This window comes from Enterococcus sp. RTP21361st1_A6_RTP21361_211029 (assembly GCF_040910045.1).
Taxonomy (GTDB): domain Bacteria; phylum Bacillota; class Bacilli; order Lactobacillales; family Enterococcaceae; genus Enterococcus_D; species Enterococcus_D gallinarum.
This window is the reverse complement of the sequence record NZ_JBDGBK010000007.1, coordinates 1-16,409: the sequence shown is the minus strand read 5'-3', so window position 1 is coordinate 16,409 and position 16,409 is coordinate 1. Positions and strand designations below refer to the sequence as shown.

Below are 16,409 nucleotides of genomic sequence, written 5' to 3'. Positions count from 1 at the left end.
CTTCCTCCTACATGACGCTTTGTTTTTTAGGTAACACCTTGTTAACATAGATCAAACCGATGACAACAATCGCACCGATGATCGCTAATCCGCCCCAGCTCAATACTTTTGTCAAACCGACATAAAGCCAGGTAGTCCATAGTCCGCCTTCAGCTAGAGCTGTGATCGTTGAATTTCCTTGTAAGTCAAAATTGGCAGACTTAGCAGCTGTTGTTACTAATGGTGCGACCCAAGAAGTGATATACAAAATACTGGTCATATAAATTGTCCCTGCGATAACCGTCCGGATAATATTTCCGCCAAATACTGCTGCCATCAAACAGACAAGAAACGGAATCGTTGCTAAATCTCCAAAAGGCAATGTCGTATTTCCTGGCAAAACAACCGCTAAAAGTATCGTAATTGGTACGAGTAATAATGACGAAGACAATACTGCTGGATGTCCGACAGAAAGCGCCGCATCCATCCCAATGTAAAGCTCTCTTCCAGGGAAACGTTTCTTCACAAAGTCATTGGCAGACTCAGATATAGGTGTAAGCCCTTCCATTAATAGAGCAACCATTTTTGGCATAATGACCATCACTGCGCCGGTTTTAACTGCTAATTGGCCAGTGCCTGCCACATCATAGCCAGCGAGAATTCCGATGATCAAACCAATCAGAAAGCCCATAACTGTCGAGTCCCCAAAGACACCAAAACGTTTTTGAATCGATTCCGGGTCAGCTTTCCAGTCTCGCAATCCCGGAATACGATCGAATAACCAGTTCATCGGTAAAGCGAAAACAAATCCTGGAGCAGCGGTCCCGTGTGGGAAAGTGATATTCGGGAAACCATAGAATTTATTAATGATCGGTCCTAAAATATCTCCCATCAAAAGAATCATCATTAGATAGATGACGGTTGCAGCGATCCCCATGGCAAAGTTGCCAGTCAAAGCATAGACCAACGAAGAAATGAACGCCGCATGCCAAATATTCCAGATATCGACATTCAATGTTTTCGTCAGGCCAAAAATAATCAAAACAACATTTAACACAACACCGATCGGAATTGCCAGACTTCCTAGAATCGTCCCATAGGAAATCGCAGCTGCTGCCGGCCAGCCAACATCAATCGTCGTCAGATTCAAGCCAAATCGCTCAACCATCTGTTGCGCTGCTGGTCCTAAGCTATTGCTTAACAGGTCGATCACTAGATTCAAGCCCACAAAACCGACACCAACTGTTAAAGCAGATGTGAAAGCCTTGCCTGGTTTCGTTCCCAGAATAAGACCAAAAATAAATATCAAAATCGGGAGTACAACGATTGACCCTAAATCAACAAACCACTGTAACGCATTTAACATGATATTCCCTCCTTATTCCAATCCATACTGTTGCAAAATCATCCGATATTCCTCAACATCATGGATGTCTCTTAACTTTTCCAACACACCATTTTTTTGAAACATTTCGATCAAGTTTTGCAGCATTTGTAATTGTTCGTGCGGCTCCTTTAATGCCAACATAAAGATTAATGAAACTGAAATTTCTTTGTCCCTTGTTCCCATTTCAATGAATGGCAATGGATCTGTCAATGAAAGAAAGCCAACTTGCGATCTCTTGACATACTGACTATCTGTATGAGGAATCGCCACGCCAATCCCATTGATCATCAGACCGGTTGGAAAAACCGCCTCTCTTTTAATCACGTTGTCAAGATACGCCTCTGTCACACATTCATTCTTTAAAAATTCCTCTGTAAGTAGCCGAAATGCTGCTTCTTTAGATTCTACTTCTTTGTTTAATAAAGCAATTTGCTGGTCAAAAAACATTCGGGGTCCCTCCTTTTACAAGTTTACGATAAAGTTCTTCTCGATTTTTACTGCTAACCACCCATCGTATTTCTTCAGGAGAGTTGAATAAATCGTAAATAGATGCAATCAATTCTTTTGCTTCTGACATATTTTTTTCAGCGATTGCCAAGAGAACGACTAATTGAACTTCCGTATCTCCCCATTTTATGGCTTTAGGTAGTGTAACAAATGCTAGTTTTGTTGTTTTGACAGTCTGCGGATCGGCATGCGGAATCGCTACGCCTGTCTTTAATCCGGTACTGCCTAATTCTTCTCGTGCATAAAGTGACTGCTTAAAATCGTTGGTGACTAAATGATGGCTCAAATAACTCTCTGCAAGAAAATCTAAGACGTCTTTTTTGGTGTTAAACGGTTGGTTAATGTACAAAAATGCCGGATCTAGATATTTCTGCAATAGCTCTGATGATTGGTATTTGGATGAATGCAGTTTCTTTTCATTTTCATTCAGGTTTGAAAGATTTGCCGAAATCATGGCAATTTCTTCAGTTGTCGGTAATGGTGAAACATAGAGAACAGGGGGTGACACTTCCTCCAACGGAACAGTTGAAATGATCAAATCCACTAATTCTAGTGATGTACTGGCTAATTTCTCTGCACTGATGATCTCTAAAACTGTCGTAGCAGAAATCGTTTGTTTGATCCGGTTAAAGATCAGCTCAGAAGTGGCTAATCCAGAGCTGCAAACGATCAGCACATGCTTTGTGACTTTGATTTTTTCAAAAGCGAGTTGAAAATGAATCGTTAGAAATGACACTTCATCTTCTGTCAAGAAGAGTGCAAAGTTTTTTTCTAGTCCGCCAATCGCATATTTCGTTAATGTAAACATGGTCGAGTATTGCTTCTTGATCAATCGCAACAAAGGATTTTTGACTAACATGCCATTTTTCAGACGATGGATCATAGGGACAATATGCGAAAGCAGTGCTTGCAACAATAAGTTATCTTGTGTCAAATCAGTATCTAGCAAACGGGACATCTTCTCGATCATTTCTTCCGTTGTTTCGATCACGTTGGCTTCTCTTTTTTCCGTAATCTGCATATACGGCTCAATTCCATGAGCTAAAAGCAATGAACAAATGTATTGGATATCTGTCTCTGCTAGGGAAACAGCTAGTTCACTTTCAATCCGTTCTGCAAAGGAAACAGCAACCATATACAGTTTCATCTGTTTTAATTTCTCAAATCCCAAATTCTCTTGCTGTTCCAAATGTCTTCCTAGACAAATCCGTGAAAGAAAAATTTCCAACGATACCGTCAAGGATTCCACAAAATAACTATTGAGTTGGCGACCAAGTGTTAAGGATATTTCTGAAATCAGTGCTGTAGTCAAGGTAACGATCTTCGGATCAAACAATGTCTGAATGGCAGAGTGATCCAATCTTGCAGAATCTGTATGTTTTTCAAGAAAAGATTTGAAAGTTGCTTGTTGAACAGATTCTTCCTCCTCTAGCTTCAACCCTTTTGCAGACATTGACGCACGAACTTTTTTCTTCTGACAAAAAGCGAATAATTCATCTACATCTTTTTTGATCGACTGATAACTAACGTAGAAATATTCTGCAAATCCTTGGTAATGCATTGGCTTTTTCGAGAAGAAATAATTTGCAAAGATAAACAATTTACGATATTCAGGAGAATATTCGTCAACGATTTTACCTTCAGTAACGATGAGTTTGTAGCCTTTTTCCCTTGCAGTGGGATTCCCTTCAAGCTTGACCCCTCTTCTAGGCAAACGAGCAATGGTCAACCCGTAAGGCTTGATTTTTTCTTCCAGACTCGCCAAATCTGTATAGACTGTTTTTAAAGAAACATAGAGCTGTTCTTGAAAAAAAGCGGCTGGTCTGAACTCTTTTTGTGTCAGCAGCAATTGCAACAACACTTTCTCTCTTTTACTCAAATCCATTTGACCACCTCCAGGAAGCGCTTCCTTAACTATATATTAGGGAATCAGCGCATAATAGTAAATAATATCTGATTACCACATTAATCTGGTAATTGTATCACATAGTGACCATTCCACCACTAGACAAACAGCTTTTCAATCTGGAGGGATTCTTGTATGCTAAGTAAAACAATGAATGATAGAAAGGATGAACCAAATGGAGCACACAAACGATTCATTAGACCGAGGACCTTTTTTCCACGGAACAAAAGCATCATTACAATTAGGCGAATTACTGGAACCAAAAAAAGAATCCAACTTTGAAGCCGGTCGGATCTCAAACTACATTTACTTCACCGCAACATTGGATGCAGCCAAATGGGGAGCCGAATTAGCCAAAGGAACTGGGCAAGAAAGAATTTATTTGGTTGAACCGACTGGGCCTTTTGAAAATGACCCGAACTTGACCGATAAGCGATTCCCTGGTAATCCGACCCGTTCCTACCGTTCTGCCTCTCCGCTGAAAGTCGTCGCAGAATTAGGGGCATGGGAACGGCATTCGGAAGAAGTGATTCAACAGATGTTATCCCACCTGCAGCAACTAACAGAAGATGGAAAAGCCGAAATCATTGATTGACAGTTTTCTTAGCACGCAAACGCCACCCTTGTTTCTGGCCGTCGAAAAGAAAAATATTCCAACAAGTGCCATGCTACAATGCAGAAAAGACACTGATTAAAAGAAGAAAGTAGGAATAACGATGTATGTAGGATTTGATATTGGCGGCACAACGATCAAATACGGGGTTCTTGATGAAACAGGAGCAATTCTGGAAAAAAATATGCTTCCGACAAACTACGATCCCCAGTCTTTCTATCAAAATTTAATCACAATTATTAATGAAGCTAAAAGTCGCTATCCGATCGCCGGGATTGGGATCAGTGCGCCGGGCATCGTGCAAAAAGACGGTTTGATGCTGACAGCTGGCGCCATCAAACCATTGTACGGCGAGAATTTCAAAACCACATTAGAAGAATGCTGTGGTTTAACAGTTTCTGTCGAGAATGATGCCAATGCAGCCGCCATCGCAGAGAAATGGATCGGCAATGCCCAATCCTTCTCCAATTACCTTTGCCTCGTCTTAGGAACTGGTGTAGGCGGAGGGATCGTAATCAATGATCAAGTGTATCGCGGTGCCCACGGCATGGCAGGAGAATTTGGCTGGATGGTGATAGACGCCTTGCCTTCTACAGGTAATAGTGAGGAAGTTTCGATCAATCGTAAAGCTGCTGTCGTTGATGGGCTCGTTCGGATCTACAATCAAAAAGGCGGTCAGCTGGCAGGATTTCAAGCGACGACAGATGCTCGAGAAATTTTTCAGCGCGCACAGATGGGAGAAACATTAGCAGAAACAGTGACCCAACAGTTCCTGACAGATTTGTCCGTCGGGTTGATCAATTTGATCAGCTGTTTCGATCCAGAAGCCATTCTGATTGGCGGTGGTATCAGTGCCAACCCATATTTCTTTGAACGACTGCAACAGACATTAACAACTGTCGAAACACAACACGCTGCCATCAACTATTTGCGGGGAAAAACGATTGCTCCTGTGCTGCCTGCCAAATTGCAAAATGACGCCGGATTAATTGGTGCAGTTTATCAGATTCATCAGCAACTCACTCGCTAAATCATGGTATACTCGTCATATACTCTTATGGGATAGCGAGGAACATTTATGGCCGTTTTTCAGCATTTGAACTTAAACAAATTGTCTTCAGTCGAACAAGAGATCTATCGCTTTGTTGTCAATAATTTAGAAAAAATCCCTTATATGCGAGTACGGGATATTGCAGATGATGCCCATGTTTCTTCCACTTCTGTCTTTCGTTTTGTTCAAAAAGTGGGATTCGATTCCTTTCCTGAATTTCGCTTTTATATCAAGACCCATTTAGAAAAAGTCCATTATGAAGAACATCAAAAACAGTTATCCCTTGAAGAACGCATCCGTGGATTGAACATGACGATTTTCCATCCCGATGTCGAATACCAAATCAAGAAGATGGCGCAAACACTGCGAGATGCGGACTGTATTTTATTTATGGGGATGGGGGCGTCTGGCGCAATTGCACAGTATGTCGCCCGCAAGCTCGCAAATATCGGCTACTTCTGCATCAGCATCGATGAATTGACTTACCCGATCCGCAGCTTCTTACGAGCCGATCAAAAAAACGTTCTGGTTTTCTTGAGTGTTTCTGGTGAAACAAAAGAATTGATCGAAGTCATTACTGGATTAGCTAATAAAGCGATTGCCCAAAAATATTGTATTACGAGAAATAAAGAGAGTTCTCTTGCCCATTTATGTGACTACTCGATCGAATACGCAGTCAAAGAAGAGCGCAAAGACATCTTCCTCGATCTGACTAGCCAGCTTCCAGCCATCGCCATCGTGGAAACACTGATTGGTTATTTACAAGATGAACCTACCCCTCAATGATGAACGAGCACAGAAAGTACCAGACAACGAAGAACGCCCTAGCCAGAACACTCGCTTTACAGCAGCAGTTTTCTGACTAGTGGCTGCAATCAAGCGTTTGTCTTGCTGCTTTCTGTTTTTTGTAACCACTTGTTCCGACTGTGGAATAAATTTCTTCCTCACAGAATTTGATTCTAAAAACGAATGCGTTTACTTTTTCAGGCAACCTTTCGCTATAATAAGTCCATCAAATAGAGAAAGGTGTTACTGTTATGCAAAAATTTAATGATCTACTAGACCGGTCCTTGGTACCAATTGCCACCAGATTGAATAACCAGCGACACGTCGCAGCGATTCGTGATGCATTTATGTTGATTTTCCCGTTGACGATTTCTTCTTCATTAGTTATTTTGGTCAACAATATCTTATTTTCCAACGATAGTTTTATCGTGCAATTATTTCAACTCTCAAAAATCTTTCCCAATTTAGAAAGTGCCCAGCAAGTACTGGCATCTGTTGCTAACGGAACCATCAATATCATGAGCGTATTCATTGCTTATCTGGTTGCCCAACTGCTAGCAAAACACTTTGATGCAGATGCGACACTAGTTGGTTTGACAAGTGTAGCTGCGTTTATGATTTTATATCCGACTTCTTTCTCAGTTGACGGTGTCAATGCCATCTCCACCCAATATTTAGGCGCACAAGGCTTATTCGTCGCCATGATCGTTGCTTGTCTGGTAGGAGAATTCTTGCCGAAACTATTCAAAGTCAAACGATTACAGATCAAAATGCCCGATATGGTACCGCCGGCAGTTTCCCGTTCGTTTTCTGGAATGATTCCTATCGTGATCATCGTAGCAGTTACCGCATTGATCAATTTCCTAGTACTGATGATTGCGCCAGAGGGCATCAATGAATTGATCTACAAAGGGATCCAAAGTCCGTTGCGTGATTTAGGAGGAAATGTCGTTGGTGTCTTGATTTTAGCTTTCTTACAAACACTGCTCTTCTCCATCGGGATTCACGGACCAAATACATTGAATGCCGTTCGTTCAGCAATTTTTACAGAACAAGATTTAGCCAACTTGGATTTCATCAATCAAGGCGGTTCCTTGTGGGATGTACCTTACAAAGAAACGTGGGGCGTTTTGAACGACATGTTTGCTAATATGGGCGGAACGGGAATGACGTTAGGGCTGATCATTGCCATTTTCATCGCCTCGAAGCGACCAGAACAACGGGAGATCGCTAAGATGTCACTTGTTCCAGGAATCTTTCAGATCAACGAACCGATTATCTTCGGGTTACCGATCGTCTTGAATCCGATTATGATCATTCCCTTTATATTGACTCCAATGGTCAATATTCTAGTTGGTTATTTTGTAACAGTCATTTGGCCGATCATGCCGACACCAGCAATCGGTGTGCCTTGGACCACACCGGGAATCATCAACTTGTTCCTAGGAACTGGCGGAAATGCAGTAGCTGCAATCGTTGGTGTGGTCTGTCTGGCGATTTCCGTATTGATCTACTTGCCATTCGTGATTGCTTCAAACCGTTCACAAAAAATCGAAGCGTAACTTTTTTAGGAGGAAAGAATTATGAGCAGCAAAATGCCAAAAGATTTTCTATGGGGTGGCGCAATTGCTGCCCATCAAGCAGAAGGGGCTTGGAATGTCGCAGGACGCGGCATGAGTATTGCTGATGTGATGACTGCTGGAGGAAACGGGATTCCTCGTGAAATCACGAGAGGCATCAAAGAAGATGTGTATTATCCTAATCACGAAGCGATCGACTTTTATCACCGCTACAAAGAAGATATTCAATTATTCAAAGCGTTAGGCTTAAAGTGTCTGCGTACATCGATCTCCTGGAGCCGTATTTTTCCAACCGGCCAAGAGGACGAGCCCAATGAAGCAGGCCTGCAATATTATGATGACCTTTTTGACGAACTATTAAACAATGGGATCGAACCAATCATTACACTGTCTCATTTTGAAATGCCTTATGCGATTTATGAAACCTACGGTGGCTTTGTCAATAAAGCCGTGATTCCCCTCTTCGTTAAATTCGCAACCTGCGTTTTTGAACGCTACAAAGATAAAGTCACCTACTGGATGACATTCAATGAAATCAATAATCAAGCAGACGGACAGGAACCATTACATGTCTGGACAAACTCCGCCATGATCATCGAAGAAGAAAGCAAGAAAGAAGAACTGGTCTTTCAAGCGGGTGTCAACGAACTGATCGCTAGTGCGGCGGCAGTCATTGAGGGGAAAAAAATCAATCCAGACTTTCAAATCGGCTGTATGATGGCTTATGTCCCAATCTATCCTTATTCCTGTGCACCAGAAGATTTGATGGCTTCGGTCAAAGCCAATGAACGTCGTTACTTCTATAGTGACATCCACGTCAGAGGAAAGATTCCGACCTATGCACAAACTTACTGGCAGCAAAAAGGGATCAAAATCCAAATCAGTGAGGAAGAGAAGGCTTTACTAAAGGCAGGGACTGTTGATTATATTGGTTTCAGCTATTATATGTCAGGAACGATCACGACATTGGAAACTGTCGAAGGCCAACCGACCGACGATATCCCTCACGCAAAAATCGTCCGTAATCCCTATATCACCGCGACGGATTGGGGATGGCCAATTGATCCCGTAGGACTTCGCTATGTTTTAAACACGATCTATCAACGTTATGACTTGCCGCTCTTTATCGTAGAGAATGGCTTTGGTGCCTATGATCAATTAACAGAAGAAAACACGATCCATGATCCCTATCGTATCTCTTATTTACGTCAGCACATCGAACAACTGGAGAAAGCAGTAATAGAAGATGGTGTACCCGTCTTAGGTTATACTCCTTGGGGAATCATCGATATCGTCAGTTTCGGCAGCGGAGAAATGGAGAAACGCTACGGCATGATCTATGTTGATAAAGACAATGCTGGCAACGGAAGTCTGCAACGCTTGAAAAAAGATTCCTTTGCTTGGTATCAACGGGTCATCGCTACGAACGGTGAAGAACTTTAACAGAAGTCTTGCTACTATCCCAAAAGTAAAAGCGATTACCTAAAAGACTGTTCTTTCAGGTGGTCGCTTTATTAAGGTTTCTTATTTGATTTCCTCTATACTAGAAGTGATTACCCAGTCATCCATGTTCTTCCCTCGTTGATACGTAAAAGGTTCAATCGCTTCCAGTTCAGCAATTCGATAAATGGCCAAAAATTTCTTTCCTGCCCAACGCTCCATTTGTTTTTTGGATAAATTTAATTCTGATTGGTGCTGCTCAACAAATTGTTGTGATTCTTCAGGTGTCATTTTCTCCGTTTCAATCACGTTCTCAATCATGCCACGATGAGTAACTAAAAGATCGCCACCTGTTTCCACGAAGTAGACACGGTCGCCAACTTTTGCGCGTCCACCTAACGGAGATTTGCCCCCTGCTGCCCCACGGATGATGGCGTTCTTTTCTCCCGCCAACAATTTCTGCAGCTCTTTGCCTTCTTTGTTTAGATAGACTAGATGCTCCGCTACTCCTTCTTTGCCTTCAACCCAAGAACTCACCATTTCCTTTTCTCCTTTTTTCGATTATCATAGCAGAAGAAAGCGGTTTAGACTACAAATTTTTCATGTCATTTTAATCAGCTAGTTCCCCTTACAAATGACGAAAAATGCGAATATATCAGCAATTCAACGAATCGTTACGTTCTTTATTTCCTGATTCAACGATTCATTTCTTGCACCTAGCAATCAAAGGAGGCTACTCTGATGGTAGAGATTGGAGAAAATATCAAAAAGTTGCGCAAAGCAAAAAGGATGACCCAAAAAGAGGTGGCTAATCAATTGAATGTCACGCCGCAAACGATTTCTAAATGGGAGCGAAATATCAGTTATCCGGATTTGGATATGTTAGTCAAGCTAAGTCAGTTGTTCCATATTTCAACCGATGCTCTTTTAGGCAATACAAAACCAACTTTTTTTGCTTCCTTATTCTCAAAAAAGAAAAGAGGGAAAACGATGGAAAAAGTACCAGCAACTCCGTCCACTATCCAAACAGACAAGCTGTCCTCATCTGAGAAACAGATCATGATTTTTAGTGTCAGCAGCTGGATAACCGAGGGAGAACTGCAAACACAACGTCTGCAGTTAAAATTACAGAAATATTTTACTGTTCAAAGGCAGCCGATTGCGGTAGAGATGTACAGCTTGTCAAAAGTCGCAGAAAAAGCGCCAGCTGCTGATTTGATCCTCCTGACTCCTGAAGCTCAATTTGCATTAAAAGAACTACAAGAAGCCGTACCACACACCCCGATTCTTTTGCTTAGTAGCCAAGAGTACGGTCTACTACCGATTGAACAAATCGCTGAAAAAAGTTTGCAAGCCATGCTTTAGAGCGTTCAACAAAAATAGAGCGTGGAACAAAAGTAAAAAACACTTTTGTTCCACGCTCTAAACACGTCTAAACGGTGAGAGGCGAAGCAACTCCTTCGGAAATAAGTCGAAATACCCCCAAATTTGAAAAGTAATTTCCGTGTATTCCTCCTTATTTCTCGGAGTTTAACACTTCTGTCCCAGCCTCTTTCTTATCCTGTATTAGATTTTCAGCAACCAGATCAAGCTGAGCGCTGCAATTGTTTGAACCAAACCGACTGAAAGTCCATAGAAAAGGAACTTAGGTCCTTCTTTCATGAATTTACGGAAGTCTAAGCGCAAGCCGATCGCTGCAAGGGCGATGGTCTCAAACCAGGTACTGATGAAATGTGCAGCATCATTCAACCAACTTGGCAATGCAACAAAGCTGTTCAAGATACAAATCAGCAAAAAACCTAAAACATACCAAGGAATACGCAACGATCGTTTTTGTTTTACGACGGATGCGGATTGATTTTGTTGCGACACCATTCGTTCGAAAATCAAAACCACCACGACCAATAAAATGATCCGAGCGATCTTAAACAGCATGGCATATTTGACAATCTCTGCATCAAGTAAGCTGGCACCCGCTACGACTTGCCCTACGGATTGTAGCGTTCCTCCCAACAGTGCGCTTTTTTGTAAAACATCCGAACCAAACAACGCCAGACCAAGAAACGGCAATGTCAACATCATCACTGTTCCTAACAAATTGACGAGTGTGATGATCTGCCCTTTTTCTTCATCATCGGCTTGGATGGCTGGTGCAATCGCGCCAATCGCAGAAGAACCGCAGACCGCATTGCCTCCTGCCATCATCAAACTCATTTTTTGATTGAATCCCAACTTCTTGCCAATCAAGTAAGCCGCAGTAATAACGATCGTCATCATCAATACTATGAAAACAAAACCACGAATCCCCATCTCACTGATCGTTTGAAAGGTAACCGTAAATCCTAGCAATACAACCGAATATTCTAAAAGCCGACTTTCTGCAAATTTCGTTCCTTGCGCATACTGTTTTTGATTGAAGAACGTATTGCCTAGAACGATCCCTAATAAAATCGCCAAAGTCGCTCCTCCTAATTGCGGCAGCCAAAGAGCCAAGACTTTCGCTACAGCCGCTACAATAAATGATAACAACAAGCCAGGTAAAAATGGCTGCAGATTGACGGGTTTGATTTTTTCAACATTCATTCTTGTCCATCCTTTCATACTGCCTTATATTATACACAGCATTTTTCATCTATAACATTTATTGATATAATAGTTTTAATAGGATTTTATAATGGAAGTGATTACACTGCTGGAAAAACTAGAAACGTTCAAAATCGTTTACGAAACACAGAATTTCTCGAAAGCCGCTGAGTTGCTGTTCGTGTCTCAACCTACCGTCTCCGCCCATATCAAACAATTAGAAGAAGAATTGAGCACCCAACTTTTCATTCGAAATGGCCGCATGAACATTTCAGCAACCCCACAAGCTCACCTGCTTTATCAAAGAGGGCTGAATTTATTGGACGATTGGCAGCATCTCTATCAAGAGATCCAACAAGGTACGCAACAGTTGGTTCCATGCCGGATCGGTGTTTCCCATACTTTTGCGATCTATTTGCTGCCGGATTTGCTGATGCGCTTATACACTCGCTTTCCCCACATCCAATTTCAAGTAGAGATGATGAACTCTGCCGCTGTCCTGCATGCGGTAGAGCAACACGAGCTTGACCTAGGGATCATTGAAAAGCCCTTATCCGCTGCTACCGTGGAGCGATACCCATTGATGAGTGACCAGCTAGTATTGGCTGGCGATCCGGCAGTCGGACCGTGGCTCGTGCGAGAACAAAGTTCTGGGGTTTATTATTATATGAAACGCTATCTAGAAGAGCAAAATATCCAGACGCCTATTTTACAAATCGCCAATAATGAGATGATCGTTGCATTGTTGAAGAAAGGCTTCGGCTGTTCAATCATTTCTGCACGAGCTGCTAGAGATGTCCCCCATGAAGATTTAGGCGAGCGTTATCGCCGCCAATTTTATTTGATCAAACGGACCCGCGATTCCTATAAAGAATTTGCTGCTTGCGCTTCTTTTATCCGACAATGGCAGGAGGAATAATCGGTATCTCTTGATGCCATCAGGCAACTTCTTAATCTTTTCTTACGATTGAACTGATTTTTTTGGTAAAAAAACTCATTCATTGTTTCTTAATTATTTTGTGATAGAATAATAGGGGCTCTGGCGTTCCCCTATAAAGTAAAACAGATGTGAACGACCACCTAGAAAGGACCCTGAAATGAAGGAACAGATCAAAAACAAATTAGCTCTCTTACCCGATCAACCTGGTTGTTACTTGATGAAAGACAAAAATGGTACGATCATCTATGTAGGTAAGGCGAAGATTTTAAAAAATCGTGTACGTTCCTATTTTACAGGAAGTCATGACACGAAAACGGAACGCTTAGTTCAGGAGATCGCCGACTTTGAATATGTCGTCACTGAATCCAATACTGAAGCGCTTTTGTTAGAAATCAATCTCATTCAAAAAAACAAACCAAAATACAATATTATGTTGAAGGACGACAAGTCCTATCCATTTATCAAAGTTACGAATGAACGCTATCCTAAATTGATCATCACCCGCAAAGTGTTGAAAGATGGTGCGCTTTACTTTGGCCCTTATCCGGATGCCCGAGCAGCGAATGAAACAAAACGGATCTTGGACCGCTTGTTTCCATTACGCAAATGTGGTGCATCGCAAAAACGCCCTTGTCTCTACTATCATTTGGGACAGTGCGTCTGTCCTTACGTTCATCACATGGATCCCAAGGAATACCGAAAAATCGTTGATCAAGTCAAACACTTTTTCCACGGTGGCCATGTTGAGATCCAAAAAGAACTAAAGGAAAAAATGGGCGAAGCGATTGAATCCCTTGAATTTGAACGTGCTGCGGAACTGCGCGATCAAATCCAAGCCATCGATACCGTTATGACGCGTCAAAAGATGACTTTGACCGATCTGCTTGATCGCGACGTCTTCGGTTACAGTGTGGACAAAGGCTGGATGTGTGTCCAAGTGTTCTTTATCCGCCAAGGAAAATTGATTGAGCGGGAAGTCTCCTTGTTTCCTTTTTACAACGAAGCGGAAGAAGACTTTTTGACATTCATCGGTCAATTCTACCAAAAGAACGAGCACTTCATCCCAAAAGAAATTTTTGTCCCCCAAACGATTGAACGGGAACCTCTAGAAGTGCTGCTAAAAACGAAAGTCTTGCAGCCACAACGAGGTGACAAGAAAAAATTGGTCGACTTAGCCAATAAAAACGCGCAAATCGCATTGGATCAGAAGTTTGCTCTCATCGAGCGGACAGAAGAACGGACCATCGGTGCGGTGGAAAAATTAGGTGAAGCCATGGGCATTTCGGCCCCTTATCGCATCGAGGCGTTTGACAACTCTCACATTATGGGAACCGATCCAGTTTCTGCAATGGTCGTCTTTGTGGACGGCAAGCCTTCAAAAGATGATTACCGAAAATACAAAATCAAAACCGCACAAGGCGGTGATGATTATGGTTCGATGCAGGAAGTGATCTACCGGCGCTACTCGCGAGTTTTGAAAGAGAAATTGCCATTTCCTGACTTGATCGTCATCGATGGTGGGAAAGGTCAAGTAGGCGCCGCACAAGATGTCTTGCATAACCAGTTAGGATTAGATATTCCAGTAGCTGGTCTTGTCAAAAACAATAAACATAAAACCAGTGAGTTACTGTTTGGCGATGATCTGCAGCCGATTCAGCTCGAACGAAATTCAGTCGAATTCTTTTTGCTGCAAAGAATCCAAGATGAAGTTCATCGGTTTGCCATTACTTTCCACAGACAATTGCGCAGCAAGAACAGTTTCTCTTCAAGATTGGATGAAATTCCTGGTTTAGGACCAAAACGTAAGCAACAGCTAATGAAAACCTTCAAATCGCTGAAAAACATTCAAGCAGCTTCCGTGGCAGAGATCCAGCAAGCGGGCATTCCGCAAGCCGTTGCCGAAACAATTTTAGAAAAATTATCCGATCAAAAGAAAACCACGTCCTAGAAACACTCGGACGTGGTTTTTGCTGGAATGAATCATCGAATTGTTTGGAAAGGCCACTAAGACATAAACGTGCTCTCAAGGGAATAGCGGAATGTTTCGTTCCCTTTCAGGCCTGTCTCTTAGATGGCTCTTTCACAAAATTCGTTACCCAGATATCTAGATATGTTTTCCTAAGCAATCAACAAGTTGACACGCAAGCCATCCAGTTCAGCTTTCTGCTCTTGTGTGATATGAGAATCTGTAATCAAATAATCACATTCATCTGGTGCAGCAAATTGCTTGAAGCTCCGCTGATTGATCTTGCTGGATTCACATAGAACAATTTTGATCCGACTAATATTGGTCAAGCTTTTCTTCATTTCAGCCGTTTCATAATTAGGAGTTGAATGCCCATAATTCTTGTCAAAAGAAGTGGTGCCTAGAATCACTTTATCCACGGAAAAACCCGCTAATCCCAATGCCACAGAACTGCCTGAAACATAGGGATAGCCATTTCGAATGGTACCGCCAATGACTTGCACTTGATAATTGGTTTTCTCACTTATCAATAAGGCAATCTCCAAATCATAGGTCAAAATCGTCAAATGCTTCAGTGGACTGTTGATCAATTTTTCTGCAAACGCACGGCAAGATGTTCCTGTATCAATCGCCAAAATATCATTTTCTTCGATCAATCGGACCGCACGTTCAGCGATGCGGTATTTTTCATTGGTAAAGGCCCGATTTTGGGGGATCGTCTCAACACTTCGTTGAAATTCACGTTTAATCACGCCACCGTGGGTTCGAGTGACTAACCCCTCATTCTCAAGTTCTCGCAAATCATTGCGGATCGTTGAACCCGTCACATTGAAAAGTTCCGCCAACTCAGCAACTTGCATCCGGTTTTTCTCATTGACTATTTTAACGATTGATTGTTTTCTTTCCTCTGCGTACAATTGATCATCCATCTTCTATCACCTTTTTGTGTTTTGTTTCATTATAAAAGAAACTGAAAATGGAAGCAATCAAACTAAAATGATTCGTCAAAGACAATGACATTTTTCAAACCTACTGCATTGACAGCATTTTCAAGCGCCTGAGGAAACTCATTGATTGTGTAACATTTTGTAATCAATTTTTTCAACGGAATTCTGCCACTAGCAACTAGCTGTGCGGATGTTCGATAGCCTGCCAAGCTGGCACGAGTACAACCAAAAACGCGTAATTGTTTGTAATGAAGAATGTTCGTGTTCAATTTGACTTCCTCTTTCTCCTTTGGCAAGCCGCCAAAGAAGAGACAGCGACCGTTTGTCGCCATATAACTGAAACTTGCTTCTTGTGCCTGTGGTGCCGGCGCGGCAATAATACACAGGTCTACCCCTTGACCATTGGTTTCAGCAAAAACTTTTTCCTGCAATCCATCAGAGGTCAATGGAACCAAGTCGGGAATTATTTCCTTAGCATCCTCCAAACGAGCTTCTGATAAATCATTCATCATGACTTTACTAGCCCCTCTTGCAAGTGCCAGCATCGCATGCATGATGCCAATCGGTCCCGAACCAATGATCAAAACGGTTCTGTTGCAAAGTTTTAAATAAAGAATAAAATCCCTTACGGTATCTATGATTTAAGCTGGGATTCCCAATAATACCTTGATTTCAGTACAGACCGAAAACCCGAAGAGAGTGCCTTCTTTTCGGGTTTTCTTAT

At 42.0% G+C, this 16,409-nt stretch carries 15 protein-coding genes and 1 pseudogene; 8 read left to right on the top strand and 8 right to left on the bottom strand.

Annotation, left to right across the window (positions count from 1 at the left end; genetic code table 11):
* Positions 1 to 7 precede the first annotated feature (7 nt).
* The 3 genes from AB5Z52_RS02175 to AB5Z52_RS02165 are packed head-to-tail and all read right to left on the bottom strand — an operon-like array spanning position 8 to position 3,758.
* On the bottom strand, positions 8 to 1,345 hold the full coding sequence (locus tag AB5Z52_RS02175; RefSeq protein ID WP_003127905.1) for a PTS galactitol transporter subunit IIC: 1,338 nt from the start codon (positions 1,343 to 1,345) through the stop codon (positions 8 to 10).
* Positions 1,346 to 1,357: 12 nt separating this feature from the next.
* Complete coding sequence (locus AB5Z52_RS02170; protein ID WP_003127904.1) at positions 1,358 to 1,813, bottom strand: PTS sugar transporter subunit IIA; 456 nt, start codon at positions 1,811 to 1,813, stop codon at positions 1,358 to 1,360.
* Positions 1,803 to 3,758 carry a transcription antiterminator gene (locus tag AB5Z52_RS02165; protein WP_003127903.1) on the bottom strand — a complete coding sequence of 652 codons (1,956 nt, stop codon included), beginning with the start codon at positions 3,756 to 3,758 and terminating at the stop codon, positions 1,803 to 1,805. The genes AB5Z52_RS02170 and AB5Z52_RS02165 overlap by 11 nt, the downstream gene beginning before the upstream one ends.
* A gap of 196 nt (positions 3,759 to 3,954) precedes the next feature.
* On the opposite strand from AB5Z52_RS02165, the gene arr reads away from it, so the two are divergent.
* From arr to AB5Z52_RS02140, 5 genes are all read left to right on the top strand, one after another.
* Positions 3,955 to 4,374: an NAD(+)--rifampin ADP-ribosyltransferase gene (arr, locus tag AB5Z52_RS02160; protein ID WP_003127902.1), complete on the top strand. Its 420-nt coding sequence runs from the start codon at positions 3,955 to 3,957 to the stop codon at positions 4,372 to 4,374.
* A gap of 121 nt (positions 4,375 to 4,495) precedes the next feature.
* Entirely contained in the window at positions 4,496 to 5,422 is a 927-nt protein-coding gene (locus AB5Z52_RS02155) for an ROK family protein (protein ID WP_005469958.1), read from the top strand.
* 48 nt (positions 5,423 to 5,470) lie between these two features.
* Positions 5,471 to 6,229 carry a MurR/RpiR family transcriptional regulator gene (locus tag AB5Z52_RS02150; protein ID WP_137264818.1) on the top strand — a complete coding sequence of 253 codons (759 nt, stop codon included), beginning with the start codon at positions 5,471 to 5,473 and terminating at the stop codon, positions 6,227 to 6,229.
* A gap of 251 nt (positions 6,230 to 6,480) precedes the next feature.
* Positions 6,481 to 7,791, top strand: coding sequence for a PTS sugar transporter subunit IIC (locus AB5Z52_RS02145; protein ID WP_003127899.1), 1,311 nt, complete (start codon positions 6,481 to 6,483; stop codon positions 7,789 to 7,791).
* A 21-nt stretch (positions 7,792 to 7,812) separates the two neighbouring features.
* On the top strand, positions 7,813 to 9,252 hold the full coding sequence (locus AB5Z52_RS02140) for a 6-phospho-beta-glucosidase (RefSeq protein WP_003127898.1): 1,440 nt from the start codon (positions 7,813 to 7,815) through the stop codon (positions 9,250 to 9,252).
* Positions 9,253 to 9,333: 81 nt separating this feature from the next.
* Here the strand turns inward: AB5Z52_RS02140 and AB5Z52_RS02135 are convergent, their stop codons facing one another.
* Positions 9,334 to 9,789 carry a hypothetical protein gene (locus tag AB5Z52_RS02135; RefSeq protein ID WP_137264817.1) on the bottom strand — a complete coding sequence of 152 codons (456 nt, stop codon included), beginning with the start codon at positions 9,787 to 9,789 and terminating at the stop codon, positions 9,334 to 9,336.
* 201 nt (positions 9,790 to 9,990) lie between these two features.
* Here AB5Z52_RS02135 and AB5Z52_RS02130 point away from each other — a divergent pair, with 201 nt between their 5' ends.
* Positions 9,991 to 10,614 (top strand): helix-turn-helix domain-containing protein, encoded by a 624-nt coding sequence (locus AB5Z52_RS02130; protein WP_003127896.1) that lies wholly within the window; start codon positions 9,991 to 9,993, stop codon positions 10,612 to 10,614.
* A gap of 201 nt (positions 10,615 to 10,815) precedes the next feature.
* Here the strand turns inward: AB5Z52_RS02130 and AB5Z52_RS02125 are convergent, their stop codons facing one another.
* Complete coding sequence (locus AB5Z52_RS02125; protein ID WP_005469953.1) at positions 10,816 to 11,832, bottom strand: YeiH family protein; 1,017 nt, start codon at positions 11,830 to 11,832, stop codon at positions 10,816 to 10,818.
* Between the two features lie 91 nt (positions 11,833 to 11,923).
* Between AB5Z52_RS02125 and AB5Z52_RS02120 the strand changes: the two genes are divergently transcribed.
* Complete coding sequence (locus AB5Z52_RS02120; protein WP_021150668.1) at positions 11,924 to 12,751, top strand: LysR family transcriptional regulator; 828 nt, start codon at positions 11,924 to 11,926, stop codon at positions 12,749 to 12,751.
* 178 nt (positions 12,752 to 12,929) lie between these two features.
* Positions 12,930 to 14,720 carry an excinuclease ABC subunit UvrC gene (uvrC, locus tag AB5Z52_RS02115; protein WP_003127892.1) on the top strand — a complete coding sequence of 597 codons (1,791 nt, stop codon included), beginning with the start codon at positions 12,930 to 12,932 and terminating at the stop codon, positions 14,718 to 14,720.
* Between the two features lie 170 nt (positions 14,721 to 14,890).
* On the opposite strand, the gene AB5Z52_RS02110 is transcribed toward uvrC, so the two are convergent.
* The 3 genes and pseudogenes from AB5Z52_RS02110 to AB5Z52_RS02100 form a co-directional block, all read right to left on the bottom strand.
* Complete coding sequence (locus tag AB5Z52_RS02110) at positions 14,891 to 15,667, bottom strand: DeoR/GlpR family DNA-binding transcription regulator (protein ID WP_368243500.1); 777 nt, start codon at positions 15,665 to 15,667, stop codon at positions 14,891 to 14,893.
* Positions 15,668 to 15,729: 62 nt separating this feature from the next.
* Positions 15,730 to 16,269, bottom strand: a complete 540-nt coding sequence (locus AB5Z52_RS02105; RefSeq protein WP_231130286.1) for a zinc-binding dehydrogenase — start codon at positions 16,267 to 16,269, stop codon at positions 15,730 to 15,732.
* 57 nt (positions 16,270 to 16,326) lie between these two features.
* Positions 16,327 to 16,409, bottom strand: a pseudogene (locus tag AB5Z52_RS02100) (IS6 family transposase); the annotation flags it as partial.